The sequence below is a fragment of the Giesbergeria sp. genome, from assembly GCF_028686475.1.
Classification (GTDB): Bacteria; Pseudomonadota; Gammaproteobacteria; order Burkholderiales; family Burkholderiaceae_C; genus Simplicispira.
Window position 1 is genome coordinate 43,719 of the sequence record NZ_JAQUCA010000011.1, and the last position, 20,573, is coordinate 64,291.

The window sequence follows — 20,573 nt, forward strand, 5'->3', positions numbered from 1 at the left end:
CACTACCAATTTAACTAGCCACGTTTATTTATTCATGTTTCCAAAAAATCTAGCGTTTTCTTTGAATTTTGTGAACTTGGTACCCTTACTTAATAATTTTTGTGCTTTGGTATGATCCTCATTTTCACTTTTGACTGGTGAAAAATCCATGACACCATCGTCTGCATTGAGTCTTGGTAGTGGCGCTGCGTGCTGAACTGGTGCTTTGGTAGGCTCTATTTGAATGGGTTGAATTGGGGAATGAAGAATCGGACTACTGGTAGTAGCGGGGGCTTCTTCCAATGGCGATGGCTGATTGACAGGGCTGATAGCCTCGGTAGCAGCTGCATTAGGCATAACAGCTTGGCGCATTGTTTGATTCGCATATTGCAGCAGCAAGGTGGCGCTACGGCTAACGCCATGCACTGCAAATAGAAAGACAAGGCGGCGCTTGATATAGAGGCGGCGATTGCTCAAGCCAGAGATCGCGTTGAGTTCTCGCAAGACATCCATCAACCCAGCATCACGTTGGCTGATGCTGATTTCTACGGGAAGGGTGCCATCTACCTCTCCATCCATCGATGTTTGGCCCAATACATCCAGCAGGCTTCGGTCAATCACCACTGGCGCAACCAGCAGGGCACGGACGAAGTTGGAGCGTGCAACTGATGTTGGGAGGCTTTGGAGGTGAAAAAACAGCGGCTCCAAGCCCACGTCATCCGCTTTCAATAGAAGCCGAACTCTGACCGTGGACAGCGATTCCGATTGCATCTTCCTGTTTTGTGTCTTCTTAGTCATGTGACAACCCAAAGTTTGTGGCTAAAGATCAAAAAAACCAAACTCAAGAAAAATTTTCACGAATTGGGAAAAATTTCCCCAGAATCGAAAAAAAATTCCTGACATCAGGAAATTTTCCCCAGAATCAGAAAATTTTTCCAAAAATTAGAAAAAATTCTCCAGCGCCCTTGAACTGGATTCTGCGGGTCGGCGTATGCTTTTTTTCTTCAAAAGATACGCGAAAAATTGAATCTTTCAAGTTTGCGATCTGGGTGGGGGGCGGGTTATGATTCATGTACTCAGCAACTGCGCTTGCAGGAATAGAGCATCAAGAAGTTTTATCAAGAGACCATCAATAGACGGGGGCGTAAGCTTTCCCGTTTTTTTTGTTCACCCTACGGTAAATGGGGTTTTTTAGCTCGGAGCCGATCTCAACAATTCAACACAGAGTGTCAAAGAACAGAGGAACAAACTTAGCAAAATCAACAACTTAGCTTGCTACATTAGCTACAGAGCGCAACACAGATTGAAAAAGAGAAATTTTTTGGTAGGTAATTTGCTTATTTTTTGAGCAGCTTTGGTAGGCAAGAAGGGCAAAACGATGTGTGCTGCACGGTGCGAACTGGGCGGCAATGGGACAACAGGTGTGTGCATGGCGTTGGCTTTTGCTGGTGTACGGGTGCTGATCGATACGGAAGGCGGCTTAGGCGCTGCACTAACGCGGGAGACGGCAACAGGAACGGTGCAGAAGCGCTATGGACGCATGGAGACAACAACTGCCAAAGAAAGAAGGAATCTGCTGGCGTGGCGGCCAGTGCGTCTGATGGGGGTGGATTGACACTTCAGGTCAGGCGTAGGGGGATGCGAAAAGACGGGGTTTGCGCTCCGTGGTGGCCCAAGGGCTGCTGAATTAGCGCACGCTGCTCGCGTAGAGCGCCGTTCCGATGCGACTGAGCCTGCTGGCGGCGGTATCGGGGGCCACGTTACCGTGAGGGCGTGGGTACGTAGGTTTGGCACAGCCTGCGTGCTGCTTTCTTCTTCTTTAAGTACCGTGTCGGGGTGCAAATCCCCAAAGCTGCGTCCGGCAGAGGACGAAAAAAAGCCACCCGATGGGGGTGGAGTTGCTGCATGGACGACCGGCCAAATTTGGCCGGTCGTTATCTCATGCTTGGGTCAGAACTTGGTGCGCTTTCGTTGCTGCCGCCTCGATTTCATCAACCAACGGGCCACCCAAGTCCGCCGCTTTCGCCATGCTGAGCAGCGGTTGCACCATGCTCGTGAGGTTGCAAATCAAGTGCCACTGCTCCACCAAGGCTTTTGCCGCTTGGTCGATGGTGTTATTTTGCGCCCAAATTTCGGGTCATCCTACCAGCACCAGATGCTGCCCATCGCCGTGGACTTGGAAGTCCTTTGCTTGCAAAAAGCGCCTGCTTAACCTGTAACCGATTCCTCTTGGCTCGCTGAGAGTGGGCTTTTTCGTCCGGCACAACTTGCCTCTTGGATGTGTGCATTTTCTGTGTAGCGAATCGAAAGCTCATGCAAATCAGCCTTCTTTCATTCTGAATTTTTCAAATAGAACAATAAAAATTGTGTTCAGTGCTGCACAGAAGCTAACTGCACAGAAGCTAACTGCACAAGCAACTAATTTCTGTTTGTGGTTAGCCTGAGCTATGCACTGCTTGGTGATGTGTTTCTAATGTAAAAGTTGGGAATACGTCAATTTATGAGCTAAATTTCTTTGTGTCCTCATGGTAGGTATTACTACTTCCCAGTCAAAAAATTGTAAAAATGAAATGCAAGTTCCAGAATTAAATAAACCTCTATCTCTATCCAACCTTCATCAGAATCTTCCATCGGCTGCGCGCACTCATGTCCAAGTCAGTAAAGACAAACGCATACCCGCTGAAAACGAGCGTCCCACTTACCGAATTTTTGAAGACTGGCATAGTGAGGATGGGCAAAAGTTTCGTCCCGGTGTTTGGCTTTTCGATATGAAGTCTGTGGGCCGTGGTCAAAATACTACTCCAGTCCCCACCCAGCAGTGGATATGCAGCCCTTTGTATGTCGAAGCGGTTACTGCTGATGCACACGATGGCAACTATGGCCGTATGTTGCGCTTTAAAAACACACGTGGTAATTGGCATGAATGGGCCATGCCCATGCACATGCTGGCTAGCGATGGTTCTGACTTGCGCGCCGTTCTGTACAGCATGGGGGTGGAGCTGTCCCCGAAGGGACGGGACGCACTGACAATGTATCTGCAAACCCAACATCCTGAAAAGAACCTGCTTTGTGTTGGCCAAACAGGGTGGGTAGATAAAAATTTCCGAGCTTTCGTCTTGCCCGATGGCACTATCGGCCCGGATAGTGCTGGTGTGGTGTACCAAAGCGAATTCAAGGCCGATAGCGAATTTGGCACCGCTGGCACCTTAGAGGGCTGGCAGTCTGGGATTGCAGCAATGGCCGTGGGTAATCCCATGCTGGTGCTGTCGCTTTGCGCTGCTTTTGCAGGCCCGGTGCTGGTGAAGGTAAACGCTGAAAGTGGGGGGCCACACTTGATAGGCGCATCCTCTACCGGCAAAAGTAGCCTAATGATTGGTGCTGTCAGTGTATGGGGAAGTCCGGCCTATAAACGTGGATGGCTCACTACCAGCAACGGGCTAGAGGCAGTGGCAGCTGCATTTAATGACTGCCTATTGGCCTTGGATGAAATCAGCGAAGCCGACCCTAAGGACGTGGGGGCAACGGTTTACATGCTTGGCAACGGGCAAGGCAAGCAGCGTGCAGATAGAGCAGGGGGGGTTCGCAAGGTGGCCCGCTGGCGCGTGTCGGTGCTGTCCAATGGTGAACGCTCAATTGCTACCAGCATGGCCGAAGGTGGCTACCGTATCAAGGCTGGGCAAGAGGTACGGATTTTTGACGTGCCATGTGGGGACAGGGCGCATGGCGTATGGGATAAATTGCACCACCACCCCGATGGCTGTGCCTTGTCCGACAGCATCAAGAACGAGGCCAAGGCCCATTATGGGCACGCTGGTAGGGCATTTGTAGCCAATCTGGCAGCCGAAAAGGCAGATTTGGTCGAACTGTTGGCAACCATACGTGCTAGGTCTGAATTCAGCACCAACGGGGAGGGGCAAGAACAGCGTGTTGCAAGCCGGTTCGCAGTGCTGGCAATGGCTGGTGAACTGGCCACCCTCTACGGCATAACAGGATGGCCCGAAGGTGAAGCCATACGCGCTGCTGGTACTGGCTTTGCAGCATGGCGCAATGCACGCGACAGCAAGGGTAGGAACTCAGAACAAAGCCAAGTTGTGCAAGCCATGACCGACTTTATCGACAAGCATGGCGACAGCCGGTTTAGCGATGCGGATACATTGCCAGACCCAGCTCGCCCCCTGCTGATACGTGACCGGGCTGGCTACTGGCGCAACGGCGATAAGGGTCGGGTTTACCTGTTCAACAGTGTAGGAATGCGCGAAGCGTTAACGGGCCTTGATTTTGGCCTCGCCATCGCCCACCTACAGAAAGTGGGCATGATGCCACCGCCTGGCAATGACGGGAGAAGCTCTAAGAGTCTGACCATTCAAGGCCATAAAAACCGCGTGTATGAAGTCTATCCCTGCTCTGCTATTGATGATGAGGGAGGGGTATGACGGTTGAAAGCCTTATCGAGCGCCTGAAAGTGGCTCCCAGAACACCGCAGAATCCGGAAAAAAGCCTCAGTGTTCCTGCGCAAAATACCCCAGTTTCATTGGGAGAAAGCATTCCCAGAACATCCAGAACCCCCAGAACACCGGAAAAAGTAGAAGGGCAAAGAAAAAGCACAGAACTGGCCCATACTGCTGCACCGGTTTTACCGGAATCTGACTCCGGATTGTTGGCGATAGCCATGCAGCTTTGCGACACAACCAACGCCAGTGACAAGGCCCGCGCAGACTGGCGCGCAGATATTGCAGCCACACCCGTAGAGCTACGTGGCGAACTTGCAGCCTACCTGCAAAGTCTTTTGCCAAAGACCAAAACCCCAGCAATGGCAATGGCCCCAGAACGGGCCACCAAGCCATTGCCAAAGTTTGACCAAGCACAGGCATGGCGGGAGGCCGATAGAGCTTTTCAAACCCATTACTGGCAGTGCTCCCAGTGCATAGCGGGTGGGCGTAGCCGTGGCCCACTGTGCTCGATAGGTGAACTATTGAAGCAAGCAACAGACAAGGCTTTTACCGACTAGCACAAAGCTATCGAGCAAGACATCCGGCTATGTGTCGGGTTTGTTTTTGGCGCTATCTAGACCGGGCAAGCTATCGGTCTAAATTTGAGATTCTTGCGCGAGCTTGTATTTTTTTGTGTTCTTGGTGTTCTGGTGTTCTGTATCCTTATCTACATAGGGAAAACGTCCAAAAAATTGCAGAACACCACCCCTGTTTTATGGTGTTCTGCGGTGTTCTCGAGATGGTGGATGCTTGGTTGACATCCTCTCCGGGCTAAACCCCGAAGATTCCTACTGCTAGACGACGATGGCCCGCCGCAAGAATGTTCCGTGCCGCGTTCACATCGCGGTCGTGTTCCGCCCCGCAATCGCTGCAAGTCCATTCTCTTATTCCAAGTCCTGCCCTACCTTTCGGACTGCTGGCGGGAATACTCCCACAGCACGAGCAAGTCTGGGTTGAATACGCTTCGTTGACTTCCATAAAGACAATACCGGCCTGATGGCTCTTGGTTTCCAACATCGTCTTTAGTGATGACCAGCCCGCATCCAGCGCGCTCTTGGCCATCTTGGTTTTAACCAGCTTTGCGCTGGCCACGTCGCCCACGAAGATGGCGGCGTTTTCTCGCACCAGCGTTGTGCTGAACTGGTGCATATCGTCTTTGCGCTGGTTCCTGATTTTGGCGTGAATCGCCTTGACGCGCTTTTTCTTGTTGGCCCGCTGTGCTTTGGCCAAGGCCAGTTCATGCTGACGATACCAGCGCCCATGCAATTGTTGCGTATTGGATGCCGTGGCGCAGTCTTTGAGGCCAAGGTCGATGCCTACGGCTGGGGCAGGCAGTCGGGGGCCGATAAATTCTGGCATCTCAATAGTGACATTGAAATACCAGCGGCCTCGACTGTCTTCGGTGAATGAACCACCGCGCAACTCATATTTGGATAGGCCGTAGCTGTCCCACAAGCTGAATTTTTGGCCTGCAAAGTGGATTTGTCCGGCTTTGTATTTGGCGTGCCCACCTTTGAAGGGTATCCAGCCCAATGAATACTTGGATGATTTTGGATTGGAGACACGCCAATTAAGCCGTGTTTTTTTGAACTGCCTGCGCCGCGTGGCGTACTCCACGCACACCAGTTGCACTGTGCCACTGCCTACTTTCACATCATCGCACTTGCTGTAGCCAGCGGTGCATTTTTGCAGGTCGTAGCCGGACAAAAATTTTGGCTTGCCGTGGAAAGGCCGCGCCGCTTTGGCCGACACCTCGTTGACGTGGTTCCAGACCTGATTGACCTTACGCGCCATCTGACGCAGCACTTTGGCGTGCTTGTCTTTGATACGCAGTTGGAGGGTTTTGGTGCTGGTACTCACAGTAAATATCATAGGCTACGCGATGCGAAAAACAACAGGCCGTACCGGCCTGTTCGCTCGAACCTCGGGCTGAACCCCGAGGCTTGCCGCGAAGATTCCGGTCATTGCCACTTTGGTATCCTGTTCTGGTGCCATCAGAGGCTGACGAAAAATTTTCGTTTTAAAGCTACAGGTAAGCTCCGATAGATTAGTCTGTCGGCGCTTGCCTGATTGCCGCGCTGCCGCAGAAATTTTGCCTTAGGTACAAACGGCAAGCTTGCATCTGGGGCCATAAATCTATTTTTGAAACGGAGCCGCTTTATGCCAGACCACATAACCACCCCAGATGCGCGCACATTGCAAACAGCCTGTCAGAGCATCGCACAATCGGTAGCTTCCTCGATTGTGGATGCACTGACAGAGCCACTGCGTCAACAAATCGCAGCAAAAATCAACGCGATGATTGCTGAAGCAACCAAAGACGTGCACAGCAAAATTGCCGCTGCTTTGGCGCAGATTCAGCCTATCCAGATTCCGATTAACTTATTGGCGCAGCCGATGGTGCAGCCTTTTTCTAGCACAGCACCGCCACCAAGCCCAGCCCCTGTGCCAGCCCCCCCTGAAGCGCAGGTGACACAGAAGACACCATCGCCATCTACCCCTGAGGCGGCGGCTGCAGAACCCGTAGCCGCCCCCAGACCCGTGGACATCCAAGACCCACAAGACACCAGTGATACTGTACTGACCAGAGACCCCCGGCGCACACCAAAAAAAGGTGAAAAAACTTTTACCGCCACCATCGTAGGCTTGATGCCAGGGCAAGCGCATATGATTAAAAACGATTTTAAATTTGCCAAACTGGCATTTGTGACTGCCAACGCACGCAACAGCACCCAGCTGGTAGCCTTGTCAAAAAGCAACAACCCCGTCCTTTTCATGACGGACTTTATTCGCCATGCGTCGGTAGAAAGTGTGCGTGCAGTCCACGGCAATTGGGTTTATGTCAGCGGCGGCATGAGCTCTTTGCGTGAAAAACTGCGCGAACTGTATACCCAACACCAAAGCAACGCCAGCCCTCTGGGTGCCAGCGCCTAAAGGCACACAACACCAACCATACCGCCACATGCTCACATTTGCCCCCGGCGCACGCGCCGTTATCCGAGACGAAGAGTGGCTGATTCGCCGCGTGGACCCCGCTACCGATGGTGGCCATTTGCTCACCTGTGATGGTATTTCTGACTTGGTACGTGGCCAGAATGCGCTGTTTTTGACCGCGCTAGAAGACACCATCGAAGTCCTCGACCCCAGCAAAACCGAGTTGGTGCCCGATGTCAGCCCCACCTACAACGCCTCCATCCTCTACCTAGAAAGCCTGCGCCGGCGCAGCGTGCCCAACGACGACAAGGTGCATCTTGGGCACCGGGGCGTGATGAATGTGGTGCCCTACCAGCTCGACCCGGCCTTGCAAGCCTTACGACAGCCACGTTCGCGCATCCTGATTGCCGATGCCGTGGGCTTGGGTAAAACGCTAGAAGCGGGCATTCTGGCCACCGAACTTATCCAGCGTGGGCGCGGCAAGCGCATCTTGGTAGTCACGCAAAAAGCCATGCTTACCCAGTTCCAAAAAGAATGGTGGAGCCGTTTTTCTATCCCCCTCACGCGCTTGGATTCACTCGGCCTCGGACGGGTACGCAATCGCATTCCGGCCAACCACAACCCCTTCAATTATTTTGACCGCAGCATCATTTCGATGGATACGCTCAAAAATAATTTGGAGTACCGCAACTACCTAGAAAACGCTTGGTGGGACATCATTGTGATTGATGAGTGCCACAACGTGGCTGCCCGTGCCGGTGAATCAGGTTTATCGCGCCGCGCCCGTTTAGCCCGGCTGCTTTCCAACCGCTCAGATACCCTCATGCTGCTGTCGGCCACGCCGCACGATGGCTCAGCGCGCAGCTTTGCGTCGCTCATGAGCCTGCTTGACCCTACAGCCATTTCCGACCCCGACCACTACACGCCGGATGATTTTCGCAGCAAGGGTTTGGTGATTCGGCGCTTCAAAAAAGACATCAAAGACCAGGTGACCAGCGACTTTCAAGAACGCGAAACCCTGTGCTTGCGCCAAGCCGCCAGTGCCCAAGAAGAGGCCGCTTACCGCGCTTTGCTGGAGGTATCGTTCACGCAAGGGGGCCAGCGCAAAGGCGGTCTATCCAGCCAGCTGCAACGTGTAGGGATGCAAAAGGCACTGTTCTCCAGCCCTGCTGCGGCTTTGGAATCTACCCTGAAGCGCATCGAGCTGCTCACCGGCAAACACCGCCCCACACCCGCCGAAGCCCAAGAAGTCGAAGGCTTGCAAGAACTAGCCCACTGCCTGCGCGCCCTGACTGAGGATGCCACCGCCAGCGGTTTTAGCAAATACCAACGCCTGTTGCAGCAACTGACCTCAGCCGCTTTTGGCTGGCAAGTTCAAAATGCCCAAGACCGCTTGGTTATCTTCTCCGAGCGCATTGAAACCCTGCGCTGGCTAGAAAAACAACTCAGCCAAGACCTCAAGCTCAAGCCGAACCAAGTGGCCGTGCTGCACGGGCAAATGTCAGACACCGAGCAGCAAGAACTGGTCGACCGCTTTGGCCGCTTAGATGACCCCATCCGCGTGCTGCTGTGTTCTGACGTGGCCAGTGAGGGCCTGAACCTGCATTATTTCTGCCACCGGCTGGTGCATTTTGATTTGCCTTGGTCGCTCATGGTGTTCCAACAGCGCAATGGGCGTGTGGACCGCTACGGCCAAAAACACCAACCGCAAATCATTTACCTGTTCACCGAAACCGTGAACGAAAAGATTCGCGGCGACCTGCGTATTCTGGAAATCCTGCAAGCCAAAGACGACCAAGCCTACCTCAACCTCGGCGACCCTTCGGCCTTCCTCAACGTGTTTGACCCAGAAAAAGAAGCCGAAAAAGTGGCCAACTTCATGGCCGAAGGCCTGCAACCGGAAGCCGTGCAAGCCCAGCTGGACCAAGCAGCCAGCGATGAGGAGCCCGACAACGAAGGCGATTGGATGATGCAGCTCTTTGGTGGGACTGACACCGATGATGCTCCTCAAGCGCCCACCACCGGCAGCAGTTTGGCGCAGATTGCAGAGCCCGCCTCCTTGTTTGCCAGCGATTACCACTACGCCAAAACCGCCCTCACCCAGCTCAACCAAGGGCAAACGCTGTGCCAATGGGCGGCACAAGACGAAGAAAAAATCATCGCCATCACCGCCCCCAAAGACCTGCAAGACCGCCTGCGCCAACTGCCACGCGAGGTGCAAGCCGCCAACGACCACTACTCCCTGTGCGCCGACACCCAGCGCATGATGGCAGCCATCGAAACCGCCCGCCAAGCCCGCGCCGAAGAAGACACCTGGCCCCAACTGCATTACCTGTGGCCACAGCACCCCATCATGGAATGGGTGGGCGACCGGGTAGTCACGCATTTTGGCCGCCACAAAGCCCCGCTGCTGCAAAGCCATAAGCTGGCCCCAGAAGAACAAGCCTTTATCCTGATGAGCTTGGTGCCCAACCGCAAAGGCCAGCCCCTCTTGGTAGAGTGGCAAGTGGCCAGCCGCATCGGGCAGGGCAGCTTCGCCCTCGAACCCTTTGATGCCTTTGCCAGCCGTGCCGGCCTCAAAGCCGCTGGCCTGCCCAACCGGGGCCATACCGATGGCCTAAGCGCCCTGCAAGCGCACATGCAGCAAGCCTTGCCCCAGGCGGTAGAAACCATGCGCCAATTCATGCTGGAACAGCAGCAAACCTTTGCCGCCCAATTAACCGCACGCCTAGAAGGCACCTTGGCCGAGTTGCAACGCCTGCAAGGCAAGCAACTAGAGCAGCTCACGCTAGAGCTGGACAAGCAATTAGAAACCGTCAAACGCGGCCGCTTTGAGCAGCGCAGCCAGCAAATCAACCGCGTGTTTGATGACTACCGCCAGTGGGTACACGACACCCTGACCACCGAGCCACAGCCTTGGATTCAGGTGCTGGCCGCCGTTTGTCACCCTGCTGCCACCCCTGCCGGAGCCTAAGCCATGCCCGTATTAGAAGCCGTTCAAACCTTTGCCGGTATCAGCAACGAAAACGAGTTCTACAGCCACCACTACTTGGCTGAAGTCTTTAAGGGCGACATCAAAGCCCGCTTAGACGCTTGGCAGGCCAGCGAAGACCAACACCCCGGCGACGAAACCCAGCGCACCCCGGCCAAACGCCTGCAAGCCTGGGCCGGGCGCTGGTTTGGCTTGCGGGGTCAAGTGCAAAAAGGCCATGAGGCGCAAGAGCGCTGGGCCAGCTTTGTGCAACTGCAAACCGGCTTGCTGCAAGCCTTGGGCTATGCCGCCCCCTCTCGCACCCCGGCGCTGCAAGAACTGGTGCCCGGTTTGGCGCTGCCCATTTGGGAGCTACTGGGCCACCAAGCCGGTGCTGGCACCGCCTACCGCTTGGCCATCATCCCGGCCTACCAACCCAGCCGCGAAGACGAAGACCTGCTCGACCACGAACTGATGGCCCTGCACTATGGCGATGAACCCCTACCGCCCCACATCAAGGGCGAAACTTGGGCCGATTTACTCTCCGATGCCGTGTTTGGTGCCGACAACCCGCCGCGCTATGTGCTGCTGCTGGGCTTGGACGAATGGCTGCTGCTCGACCGCTACAAATGGCCCAACAACCGCGCCCTGCGCTTTAACTGGGCCGACATCCTCGACCGCAAAGACACCGACACCCTCAAAGCCGCCGCCGCCCTGCTGCACAAAGACAGCCTAGCCCCCGGCGAAGGCAGCAGCTTGCTCGAAAGTTTGGACGAAAACGCGCACAAACACGCCTTTGGTGTCAGTGAAGACCTGAAATACGCCCTGCGCGAAGCCATCCAACTGCTAGGCAACGAGGCCGCCCGCCAGTTGGACGAACAAGCCAGCGGCAGCAAAAAAAGCGTCTATTCCGGCCAATACAAACTCGAAGCCGGTGAACTCAGCCTTGAATGTTTACGCATGGTTTATCGCCTGCTGTTCATGTTCTACATCGAAGCCCGGCCCGAGCTGGGCTATGTGCCCATCAACCAAAGCGAGGTCTATCTGAAAGGCTACAGCCTAGAAAGCCTGCGCGACCTCGAACTGCAACCCCTGACCACGCCGCAAGCCCGCGAAGGTAAATTTTTTGACCTCACCTTGCGCCGCCTGTTCAAACTGGTGGCCCAAGGCTGTGGCTTGGGCGGCGAACAAGCCCACCTGCGCGATACCAGCCACCCAGTACCCCAAGGAGCCAAAGACACCTTTGCGATGGCCCCACTCGATAGCCGATTGTTTGACGATGCCTCCATGCCGCTGCTGGGCAAGGTGCAGTTTCCCAATGAAATTTGGCAAAAAGTTATCAAACTGCTATCGTTGAGCAAAGGCGGCAAAGGCCGCCGCGCTGGCCGGGTCAGTTACCAATTGCTTTCTATCAACCAACTGGGCGCAGTCTATGAAGCCCTGCTCAGTTACCGGGGCTTTTTTGCCGAAGAAGACCTGTACGAAGTCAAGCCCGCACCCAGAAAAGGCCGCGCTGCCAGCGACGATGCCGACGAAGACGAGGAAGAAGCCCCCGCCGACGAGCGCCCCAGCCGCTCCAGCACCTCCAGCAGCGCCGATAGCGGCCCCGACCTACTCGAAAACGCTTGGTTTGTGCCGCGCAGCCGCCTGCCAGATTATGAGGACGATGAATTGGTCTATGACCGGCAGCAAGACACCGGCAAATACCAACTGCGTATGCACCCCAAAGGCAGTTTTATCTACCGCTTGGCCGGACGCGACCGCCAAAAAAGCGCCAGTTACTACACGCCGCAGGTGCTCACGCAATGCTTGGTCAAATACGCGCTAAAAGAGCTGCTGGCCGAAAGCAATGGCCGCGTCAAAACTGCCGACGACATCCTCAGCCTGACGGTGTGCGAACCCGCGATGGGCAGCGCCGCCTTTTTGAACGAAGCCGTGAATCAACTGGCCGAAGCCTACCTAGAACGCAAACAGGCCGAGCTTAAAACCCGCATCCCGCACGACCAATACGCGCAAGAGCTGCAAAAAGTGCGTATGTACTTGGCCGACCGCAACGTCTATGGCGTGGACTTAAACCCGGTGGCGGTAGAGCTGGCCGAAGTCTCTATCTGGCTCAATGCCATTTATGGCGAGCAAGACGACAACGGCCAGCCCCTGCCCGCCCGCGTGCCGTGGTTTGGCTACCAATTGTTTGCCGGTAACAGCCTGATTGGCGCACGCCACCAAGTCTATGCCGCCGCCAGCCTGAAAAAAGCCGCTAAACCGGCTTGGCACGAACAAGCGCCACGCCGCGCCACCGCCAGCGCCCCGCGCCGCCCGGATGAAATCTGGCATTTTTTGCTGCCCGACCCCGGCATGGCCGACTATGGCGACAAAACCGCCAAAGCCCTCTACCCCGAAGACTTTAAGCGCCTGAAAGAATGGCACAAAGCCCTCAAGCAGCCGCTAGAAGGCTACGAACTGACCCGGCTGCAACAACTGAGCGCGCAAGTCGATACCCTGTGGGCTGAACACACCGCCGCCCTGGCCCGCGACCGCGACCGCACCGAAGACCTGTTGCACGTTTGGCCGCACCAACCCGGCGAGGCGGCCAGCGAGCAGCAACGGCGCATCAGCCGGGCGCAAAAAGAAGCCATCCGCAAAGCCGGTTTACTGAATGAAGATGGCGACTTGGCCACCCCCTTCCGCCGCCTGAAACTGGTGATGGACTACTGGTGCGCGCTGTGGTTTTGGCCGATTACGCGCAGTGCCGAACTGCCCAGCCGCGAACAATGGTGGATGGAAGTGGGCGCGATTTTGGAAGGCAATGTGGTGGACATTACTTCCTCCCAAGCCGATTTGGTATTCAGCCAACCTGCTACCGGCAGCGCCGCTTTGGTTTTTGGCGCGGACGATAGCGCGCCCGTGTTTATCCCGGTGCAATCGGGTTTAGATGGTTTTGCCGAGGTGCAGCCCGCGTTGGCCGCCGCCCCCGCGCCGCGCCTGCACGACAAGCTGGGCCAGTTGCGTATTAGCCGCCTGCGCCAACACTTTGCCCGCGTGCCCGTGGTAGAGGCCATTGCCGAACAGCGCCGCTTTATGCACTGGGAGCTGTGCTTTGCCGATGTGCTGCTGGAAAACGGCGGTTTTGACCTGATTTTGGGTAATCCGCCTTGGTTGAAAGTGGAATGGAACGAAGCCGGTATTTTGGGCGAACGCAACCCGGTGTTTGCTGTGCGCAAAATCAGTGCCAGTGATTTGGCCAAACTGCGCGCCGAAGCCTTTGAACAATTTAGCGGACTGCAAGCCGAATGGACGGACGAACTGCAAGAAGCTGAAGGCACGCAAGCCTTTTTGAATGCGGTGCAGAATTACCCACTGCTGAAGGGCGTGCAAACCAATTTGTATAAATGCTTTATGCCGCTGGCTTGGGGATTAAATAGCGCGCAGGGGGTTACTGGGTTATTGCATCCCGAAGGGCCTTATGATGACCCCAGGGGTGGGGTATTACGTGAAATTATCTATTCGCGGTTGAGAAAGCATTTTCAATTTGCAAACGCATTCTTCCTTTTTGCAGAGGTTCACGACCAAACCCGCTATGGAATTCATATTTATGGTGCAGAACAGCGCAATATTGGCTTTGACCACATAGCCAACTTGTTCACTTCATCCACCGTCGATTCCTGCTATCGGCATGATGGCCAAGGTGAAGTGGGCGGCATCAAAAGCGCAACAGGTCAATGGAATATCGCTGGCCACCGCAACCGCATTGTGCGTGTCGATGAGGCTGCACTGGCCACCTTTGCCCAGCTCTACGACGAACCCGGCACCCCAGCCCGCCGCGCCCGCCTACCCGCACTGCACGCCAGCGCCTTGAACAGCGTGCTGGCCAAGCTGGCCGCCTACCCGCGTCGCTTGGCCGATGTGGGCGAAGGCTACGTCTCTACCGAGATGTGGCACGAAACCATGCAGCAGAAGGACGGTACCATCAGCCGCCGCTCCAGCACCGACCCCGGCTTTGCCGCCACGCCGCACGACTGGGTGCTGTCTGGCCCGCATTTCTTTCTCGCCAACCCGTTCAACAAAACCCCGCGCAAAGCTTGCACTGCCAGCGGCCACTACGACATCATCGACCTGCAAACCCTGCCCGACGACTACCTGCCGCGCACCAACTACCGCCCCATGCCCGACCGCGCCGAATACCTGCGCCGCACCCCCCGCGTCAGTTGGCTAGATTGGGAAACGCTAGAAGTGACATGGGAAGGGCTGCTAGACCGCGAACACCCAGCCAAACCCACCGAGGAAGATGCAGAGCTTTATCGCGTCAATCGGCCACGCCAACGGGCAGTGACGGAGTTTTTCCGGCTGGTGAACCGCGAAATGATTGGGCCATCTTCAGAACGCACGCTTATCACCACCTTGGTGCCTCCCGGTGCCGCACAAGTCCATACGGTATTGGCTTCAGCGTTCAGGTCATCGCTTGAACTGGTGTCTTTTTTGGCTATGACGCAATCCATCGTGGCCGACTTTCGCGTCAAAAGCACCGGGGCAGGGCACGCCAATATTTCATTGATGTCCCAATTGCCAACGATTGGCCCAAGCGTTGCTGCCAATGTTGCTGCTGGCCTGCGTGCCCGCGCCCTCGCCCTCAACTGCCTCACCACCCACTACGCCCCCCTCTGGGAGCAGGTCTATGACCTCGACTTTGCCGACCAAAGCTGGAGCCAGCCCGGCAACCCGCGCCTGCCGCAGCACTTCTGGCCCGCCCTCACCAGCACTTGGACGCGCACCTGCGCCCTGCGCTCCGACTACGCCCGCCGCATGGCCTTAATCGAAATCGATGTGCTGGTGGCCCAAGCCTTGGGCCTCACGCTGGCCGAGCTGCTGCTGATTTACCGCGTACAGTTCCCCGTCATGCAAGGCTACGAGCGCGACACTTGGTACGACATCACCGGCCGCATCGTCTTTACCAACAGCAAAGGCTTGGTCGGTGTCGGCCTACCACGCAGAGGCGGCCGCACCAGTCCCAAAACCCGCATCACCTTGCCCGATGGCAAAGTGCGCGAAGGCCAATTCGGCTGGGAAGACCTCTGGGCCTACCCCAGCCCCGATGCCACCGACAGCCCCGATGCCCTGCAACGCGGCGGCGCTGCACGCGTGCCCGATGGCACCACCATCACCCAATGGGTGCAGGACGACACCCTGCCCGGCGGCCCCCGCGAAGTGCAGCGCCACTACACCGCCCCCTTCGCCCGCGCCAGCCGCGAAGACGATTACCGCGTGGCGTGGGGGTTTTTTGCCGCAAACCACCCTTGAAAATGCTTCCCAGCCCAAACGCTAACGCCTTGCCCCCGGTGGGGCGATGCGGTAAGCTGTGCCAGAGTGTTCTCTGGCTATTCTCTGGCCATTTTTTTGCAGCCCCTCACCACAGAAAGGCAAAATTTTCATGAAAACCCCCATAAAAAAGGTACTGTTTTTACTGCCAGCTTCTGCCGGTGAAAGAATAAGCATAGATGGTCACACCGATGCCCTCAAAGAAATAGGCATTGTCCCTGATATTATGAGACGGCTTGAAATTGAAAATAAAGAATATATCGACGATTTCACTACCACTTTGAGCCAAAAAGGGTACGATTTAATTATTTACCCTGCATTTGATTCAGATATATTTAAGTGGGAGCGAATTCACCAAACATCTTTCTCCCCTCAACATGAAGATGATATAGATATCAAAGCCTTCATTAAACTCTTGGAAGATAAGGGTTGCCGTCTCTTGGCAGAGTCTATGCAACTATTTGGCCAAGAAGTGAAAGTTTATGGTACACCCGCTAATTTTGCTCAACGTATAAGCGAAAAACTAAAAAAAGGAGTGGGCATGACCAACACAACTGGCGAAAAAAAACGCACTAAGCCACAGCAGACCCAGTATTTGGGCTCTTTCACGTCACACGCCGAGGTGTTGCAGGATATGCGCCAGTTCCAGCAAGAAGTGACCCGTACACCGGCTGCCGCGCTGGCCTTTTTGAAGCGTGCAGGACTGGTTTCTGCTTCTGGCAAACCTCGGAAGCTCATCCATGGCTGATATTTGGGCACTTTACCGCTGGCAACCCGCTTTTGTGCTGGGTTTCCATGGCACAGACCTTCAGGTGGTCAAGTCGGTCGTAGCAGCTCCCCAGAAAGGTTTGAGCAAGTCCGAAAGTAAAACCGAGTGGCTGGGCCACGGCGTGTACTTTTGGGAGAACGACCCTGCGCGCGCGCTAGACTGGGCTGCAAACGGAAAAACCAAAGGCAAGGTGGATGAGCCCAGCGTAGTGGGGGCCATTATCGATTTAGGCTATTGCTTGGACTTGACTACTATCTCCGGCTTAGAGGAAGTCAAGCTGGCTTTCGAGACTTTGCGTGATACCTACCACCAAGCAGGTCTGGAGTTACCCAAAAATACAGGTGGCAAAGACAGATTACGACGTGAGTTAGATTGTGCAGTCATTCAAGCTTTACACCAATACCGCATTGACCGTGGACTTCCTGCCTACGATTCGGTAAGGGCACCCTTCCCAGAAGCCAATGACTTATACGAAGCATCTGGATTTCGGGCTAAAAATCATATTCAGGTGTGCATCATCAATACGAAACGCTGTATCAAAGGTTATTTCAAGCCCATCCAGTTGTTGACAGGTTGAGTTCAGCAAGGCGCTGGACTCAACCAGCGTAGAGAAAATTAAACTTGATGCAAAAACCATCGTCACGCCCGCTACTCTACACCTACCGTCGCTGCCCGTACGCCATGCGCGCCCGCATGGCCTTGCTGGTAGCCGATATCGCCTTTGACGCGCACGACGTCATCCTGCGTGACAAACCTGCTGCCCTGCTGGCCGCATCACCCAAAGGAACAGTGCCAGTGCTGGTTTTACCCGATGGCCAAGTGCTCGAACAAAGCTGGGACATTGTGCAATGGGCACTAAGCCATGACCAAACCAGTGCTGAAGTGCAGAGCTGGTGGAGCCGGGCACAGACCCCAGACAACCTAGCACTGCTGCGCTGCAACGATGGCGACTTCAAACACCACCTAGACCGCTACAAGTACCCAGAGCGGTTCACTGCGGAAGATAGCGCCAGTGCTGCTGCAACGGACAGACGAGTTGGCCACCGTGACCAAGCCGTGGCTGTACTGCTGGAGCGGCTGGAGCATCGTCTGGCTGAACAACCGTTTCTGGGCGGCGCTCAACCTTGTGCCACGGATTTCGGCATCTTTCCGTTTGTCAGACAGTTTGCTGCTGTAAACCCAGCGTGGTTTGAGACCTTGCCGCTTTGGCATGTCAAAAGATGGCTTGCAGATTGGCTTCAAAGCCCCTTGTTTGAGACTTGTATGCACAAATTACCCAGCAATTTTCCAGAACTGTTCCCTGTACCCATCAAGAAAAGCCTTGTAGGTTGGGTTGCAGGCAACCCAACTTTAAATAGCCTCTGAAAGGTGCTTTAAATAGTGTCTTTATCGCCTAAAATGAAAATTCAAGCCATAAAAGGAGCTGTCTGATGGCACATTTGTTACTCGCCTCGGTGGCCGCCAGCGTTACAGAACTCAAACGCGACCCGATGGGCACAGTCTTTGCGGGTGAAGGCGGCCCGGTGGCTATCCTCAATCGCAACCAACCAGCGTTTTACTGCATACCGGCCCAAGCATTTGAGGCGTTGCTCGACAGGCTCGAAGATTTGGAGCTCAACGCTTTGGCCGATGCCCGCACCAACCAGCCAGAAATTGCGGTGACGCTGGATGCGCTTTGACCTGCGCTTTAAAGCTGCGGCACTGGATGAATGGCAGCGCCTAGACGCCACCATCCGCACGCAGTTTAAAAACAAACTGGCCGAGCGCCTAGACAACCCGCGCATTCCAGCCGCCAAGCTCTCGGGCCACCCAGACCGCTACAAAATCAAACTGCGCAGTGTCGGCTACCGCTTGGTGTACGAGGTGCGTGATGCCGAGGTGGTGGTGGTCGTCATTGCCGTAGGCAAGCGAGAGCGCAACCAAGTTTATGCGCTGGCGGCCAAGCGATAAGTGTGATTGAATGGATTACGACCCAAGAAGCTGCTAACCGCTGTGGCTTTTCGCGTCCTTTTGTGGCCGCTTTGCTCGATTCTGGTGCTTACCGAGGCAAGGTACAACGCACACCGGGGGGTCACCGCAAGGTGCTGGCCAGCGAGTTTCAGGCGCTCATCACCCAAGCCTCTGCCCAAGCTCGCCAAGCCGTGGATTTGACCCGTCTGGATGAAGCATCAAGCACCCCCACCCCGGCGCGCAAGCAGTCGCGCGCCCGTGCGCAGGCGCTGGCCAAAAAATTGGGTATTGCTGCTTGATGCCATTTTGGCTGTGCGCTAGAAACTGACTTTACCTATTCCATCAACAAAGGCCAATGACTTATAAAATGTAGCAACAAATAATTGGTTTATTGATTATTTGTTGTTACATTAGACCGATGTTGATGCCCTACCCAGATTCCGAAATGCGCGCATTTGAAGAAGCGCTGATGCGCTCAGTAGGCCAAGCGCAAAGGCTCTATGTCGTTTTGTGTGGAACTTGACAACATCAAAGACAGCGGTGTACCAGTGGGCCTGACTGCGGCATGGCCGGTTGCAACGGGTTGGGCGGCAAATGCTGGAGCTTGGACATACGCAAATACGCGATAGCGATGAAGTTGCTGGCTGTCCTGAACCCTCTGGCTGCGCGCTTGGCTTGCTGGAGCAAGCCGTTCATGGCCTCCACATAGGCGTTGCTGCGCTTGTCCAGCATCCCGCGCACCACCGCCTCCAAGCGTTCGCTCAAGGTCTTGGCCAATTTTTGGAAGGGTTCCAAGCGGCTGCGTTGGGCCCAGCTAATCCAAGCCTTCAACTCCTTGCTCGCTTGCTCTTGCTCATTGCACGCTGCTGCACGGGCATAGACCGCACGCAGGGCCATCTTCAGGCGCCAAGCGCGCGCACTCTTGAGCGTCGAGCGCTGCAGCCAGTGCATGGCCCGGGTTTGCTTGGCACTCCAGTCCTTGGGGTTGCGCCGCATGCCCCAACTCAAGCTCTTGAGTAGTTTGCGGTCGTTCTCCCCCAAGGCTTGGCTCACCGCTTGGGACTCGGTTTTCATCTCCTGACGGCGCACGCTGTCCATCGCTTCGTTGGCCATAGCAATGATGTGGAAGCGGTCGTAGCTGATCTGTGCCTGGGGCAAGGCCTGCGCCACGCCCTTGGCATAGGCCGCACTCATGTCCTGGCAGACATGCTCGATCTGCGCGGGGTCACCACCGTGGGCTTGAAGGTCAGCGGCGAAGTCCACCACGCTTTGGTGGTCACGTCCCTCACACGCAAACAACAGCCGCTTGGCATCGAGGTCATGCACTACGGTGATGTAGTTTTGTCCCTTGCGCAGGCTGGTTTCGTCGATACCAATGAGACTGACGCTGGACATGTCCTCTTGTGCCCGTGCGGCGCTGACGTAGTGCTCGATGCGCCGCCACAGCTGTTTGTCCGAGCAGCGCAGCAAAGCTGCGGCCTGGCGCACCGGCAGCGTTTGGCACAGCGACAAGGCCAGTGCTTCAAACAGGGCTGTGAAGCCACTGCCTTCGCGCGCCCAAGGCACATCCAGCTGTGTCGTCTTGCCACAGGCGGTGCAAGCAATGCGCGGCACCGGGGCGTGCAGCCAGGCCTCGTACTGGAAGAAGTCCAGGTGCCTCCAGTGGCGCTGTAGGCGGTCATGCACCCCTTGCCCGGCGGCTTGGCAATGGGGACAAGGCAGGCGAGTGGCCTTGCAGGTCAGCTCAAAGTCGATACGTCGACGTGCCGTGTCCAGCTCAACCTTCTCGACACTCCACGGTGCTTGCAAGCCCAGTGCGCTGGTAAACAGTGTTTCGATACCCATGCCCATCTTTCCATCCTCCTTGGCTACACGACCACTGGTGGCCTACTACTATAGATTCTCGCAGTCAAGTTCCACACGGAATGACGAAGAGCCAGCGCAAAGTGGTGAATTTGCCCGCGTGCATACCCCAGCAGATATTGCTGCACGGCGCAAGGCTGGGCGACCGGTAGGCACGCTCAAGGCAGCGCCTAAGCAAGCCACTACCATCCGCTTATCGCCTGAAGTGATGGCCGCATTTAAAGCCACCGGTAAAGGCTGGCAAACGCGCATTGATGCCGCGCTCAAAGACTGGCTGCAAACGCATTCGCCAGCGCAATAAATT

18 protein-coding genes are annotated in these 20,573 nt (G+C 55.6%); 14 read left to right on the top strand and 4 right to left on the bottom strand.

What is annotated here, in order from left to right; translation table 11 throughout:
• Nucleotides 1–24: 24 nt before the first annotated feature.
• Nucleotides 25–777, bottom strand: coding sequence for a hypothetical protein (locus tag PHX60_RS09395; protein ID WP_300077013.1), 753 nt, complete (start codon nt 775–777; stop codon nt 25–27).
• A gap of 17 nt (nt 778–794) precedes the next feature.
• Here PHX60_RS09395 and PHX60_RS09400 point away from each other — a divergent pair, with 17 nt between their 5' ends.
• The gene (locus PHX60_RS09400; RefSeq protein WP_300077014.1) at nt 795–1,046 is read left to right on the top strand and encodes a hypothetical protein; all 252 of its coding nucleotides are present in this window, start codon (nt 795–797) and stop codon (nt 1,044–1,046) included.
• A gap of 362 nt (nt 1,047–1,408) precedes the next feature.
• Nucleotides 1,409–1,594 carry a hypothetical protein gene (locus tag PHX60_RS09405; RefSeq protein ID WP_300077015.1) on the top strand — a complete coding sequence of 62 codons (186 nt, stop codon included), beginning with the start codon at nt 1,409–1,411 and terminating at the stop codon, nt 1,592–1,594.
• A 324-nt stretch (nt 1,595–1,918) separates the two neighbouring features.
• Here PHX60_RS09405 and PHX60_RS09410 read toward each other — a convergent pair whose 3' ends face one another.
• Entirely contained in the window at nt 1,919–2,050 is a 132-nt protein-coding gene (locus PHX60_RS09410) for a hypothetical protein (protein ID WP_300077016.1), read from the bottom strand.
• Nucleotides 2,051–2,549: 499 nt separating this feature from the next.
• On the opposite strand from PHX60_RS09410, the gene PHX60_RS09415 reads away from it, so the two are divergent.
• Both PHX60_RS09415 and PHX60_RS09420 read left to right on the top strand, forming a co-directional pair.
• Nucleotides 2,550–4,412: a DUF927 domain-containing protein gene (locus PHX60_RS09415; RefSeq protein ID WP_300077017.1), complete on the top strand. Its 1,863-nt coding sequence runs from the start codon at nt 2,550–2,552 to the stop codon at nt 4,410–4,412.
• A complete protein-coding gene (locus tag PHX60_RS09420; RefSeq protein ID WP_300077018.1) occupies nt 4,409–4,987 on the top strand; it encodes a hypothetical protein in 579 nt (192 codons plus the stop codon). The genes PHX60_RS09415 and PHX60_RS09420 overlap by 4 nt, the downstream gene beginning before the upstream one ends.
• Nucleotides 4,988–5,240: 253 nt before the next feature.
• On the opposite strand, the gene PHX60_RS09425 is transcribed toward PHX60_RS09420, so the two are convergent.
• Complete coding sequence (locus PHX60_RS09425) at nt 5,241–6,341, bottom strand: transposase (RefSeq protein ID WP_300077019.1); 1,101 nt, start codon at nt 6,339–6,341, stop codon at nt 5,241–5,243.
• Nucleotides 6,342–6,629: 288 nt separating this feature from the next.
• On the opposite strand from PHX60_RS09425, the gene PHX60_RS09430 reads away from it, so the two are divergent.
• From PHX60_RS09430 to PHX60_RS09470, 9 genes are all read left to right on the top strand, one after another.
• The gene (locus PHX60_RS09430; RefSeq protein ID WP_300077020.1) at nt 6,630–7,403 is read left to right on the top strand and encodes a hypothetical protein; all 774 of its coding nucleotides are present in this window, start codon (nt 6,630–6,632) and stop codon (nt 7,401–7,403) included.
• A gap of 28 nt (nt 7,404–7,431) precedes the next feature.
• Nucleotides 7,432–10,377, top strand: coding sequence for a DEAD/DEAH box helicase (locus tag PHX60_RS09435; RefSeq protein ID WP_300077021.1), 2,946 nt, complete (start codon nt 7,432–7,434; stop codon nt 10,375–10,377).
• Nucleotides 10,378–10,380: 3 nt separating this feature from the next.
• A complete protein-coding gene (locus tag PHX60_RS09440) occupies nt 10,381–15,669 on the top strand; it encodes a class I SAM-dependent DNA methyltransferase (protein WP_300077022.1) in 5,289 nt (1,762 codons plus the stop codon).
• 130 nt (nt 15,670–15,799) lie between these two features.
• Entirely contained in the window at nt 15,800–16,435 is a 636-nt protein-coding gene (locus PHX60_RS09445) for a hypothetical protein (RefSeq protein ID WP_300077023.1), read from the top strand.
• Nucleotides 16,428–17,033, top strand: coding sequence for a hypothetical protein (locus PHX60_RS09450; RefSeq protein WP_300077024.1), 606 nt, complete (start codon nt 16,428–16,430; stop codon nt 17,031–17,033). Before PHX60_RS09445 ends, PHX60_RS09450 begins: the two co-directional genes overlap by 8 nt.
• 47 nt (nt 17,034–17,080) lie before the next feature.
• On the top strand, nt 17,081–17,821 hold the full coding sequence (locus PHX60_RS09455) for a glutathione S-transferase (RefSeq protein WP_300077025.1): 741 nt from the start codon (nt 17,081–17,083) through the stop codon (nt 17,819–17,821).
• Between the two features lie 65 nt (nt 17,822–17,886).
• Nucleotides 17,887–18,135, top strand: a complete 249-nt coding sequence (locus PHX60_RS09460; RefSeq protein ID WP_300077026.1) for a plasmid stabilization protein — start codon at nt 17,887–17,889, stop codon at nt 18,133–18,135.
• On the top strand, nt 18,125–18,406 hold the full coding sequence (locus tag PHX60_RS09465) for a type II toxin-antitoxin system RelE/ParE family toxin (protein ID WP_300077027.1): 282 nt from the start codon (nt 18,125–18,127) through the stop codon (nt 18,404–18,406). The genes PHX60_RS09460 and PHX60_RS09465 overlap by 11 nt, the downstream gene beginning before the upstream one ends.
• Before the next feature lie 2 nt (nt 18,407–18,408).
• Entirely contained in the window at nt 18,409–18,705 is a 297-nt protein-coding gene (locus PHX60_RS09470; protein WP_300077028.1) for a hypothetical protein, read from the top strand.
• A 229-nt stretch (nt 18,706–18,934) separates the two neighbouring features.
• Here the strand turns inward: PHX60_RS09470 and PHX60_RS09475 are convergent, their stop codons facing one another.
• Nucleotides 18,935–20,257 carry an ISL3 family transposase gene (locus tag PHX60_RS09475; RefSeq protein ID WP_300077029.1) on the bottom strand — a complete coding sequence of 441 codons (1,323 nt, stop codon included), beginning with the start codon at nt 20,255–20,257 and terminating at the stop codon, nt 18,935–18,937.
• Between PHX60_RS09475 and PHX60_RS09480 the strand changes: the two genes are divergently transcribed.
• Entirely contained in the window at nt 20,250–20,570 is a 321-nt protein-coding gene (locus tag PHX60_RS09480; RefSeq protein ID WP_300077030.1) for a BrnA antitoxin family protein, read from the top strand. The genes PHX60_RS09475 and PHX60_RS09480 overlap by 8 nt on opposite strands.
• Nucleotides 20,571–20,573 lie beyond the last annotated feature (3 nt).

Coding starts and splice junctions, on each gene's coding strand:
- PHX60_RS09455 (WP_300077025.1), top strand. CDS start 17,081: ATGCAAAAACCATCGTCACGCCCGCTACTCTACACCTACCGTCGCTGC.
- PHX60_RS09405 (WP_300077015.1), top strand. CDS start 1,409: ATGGCGTTGGCTTTTGCTGGTGTACGGGTGCTGATCGATACGGAAGGC.
- PHX60_RS09475 (WP_300077029.1), bottom strand. CDS start 20,257: ATGGGCATGGGTATCGAAACACTGTTTACCAGCGCACTGGGCTTGCAA.
- PHX60_RS09440 (WP_300077022.1), top strand. CDS start 10,381: ATGCCCGTATTAGAAGCCGTTCAAACCTTTGCCGGTATCAGCAACGAA.
- PHX60_RS09480 (WP_300077030.1), top strand. CDS start 20,250: ATGCCCATCTTTCCATCCTCCTTGGCTACACGACCACTGGTGGCCTAC.
- PHX60_RS09435 (WP_300077021.1), top strand. CDS start 7,432: ATGCTCACATTTGCCCCCGGCGCACGCGCCGTTATCCGAGACGAAGAG.
- PHX60_RS09450 (WP_300077024.1), top strand. CDS start 16,428: ATGGCTGATATTTGGGCACTTTACCGCTGGCAACCCGCTTTTGTGCTG.
- PHX60_RS09445 (WP_300077023.1), top strand. CDS start 15,800: ATGAAAACCCCCATAAAAAAGGTACTGTTTTTACTGCCAGCTTCTGCC.
- PHX60_RS09415 (WP_300077017.1), top strand. CDS start 2,550: ATGCAAGTTCCAGAATTAAATAAACCTCTATCTCTATCCAACCTTCAT.
- PHX60_RS09425 (WP_300077019.1), bottom strand. CDS start 6,341: ATGATATTTACTGTGAGTACCAGCACCAAAACCCTCCAACTGCGTATC.
- PHX60_RS09395 (WP_300077013.1), bottom strand. CDS start 777: ATGACTAAGAAGACACAAAACAGGAAGATGCAATCGGAATCGCTGTCC.
- PHX60_RS09460 (WP_300077026.1), top strand. CDS start 17,887: ATGGCACATTTGTTACTCGCCTCGGTGGCCGCCAGCGTTACAGAACTC.
- PHX60_RS09420 (WP_300077018.1), top strand. CDS start 4,409: ATGACGGTTGAAAGCCTTATCGAGCGCCTGAAAGTGGCTCCCAGAACA.
- PHX60_RS09430 (WP_300077020.1), top strand. CDS start 6,630: ATGCCAGACCACATAACCACCCCAGATGCGCGCACATTGCAAACAGCC.
- PHX60_RS09465 (WP_300077027.1), top strand. CDS start 18,125: ATGCGCTTTGACCTGCGCTTTAAAGCTGCGGCACTGGATGAATGGCAG.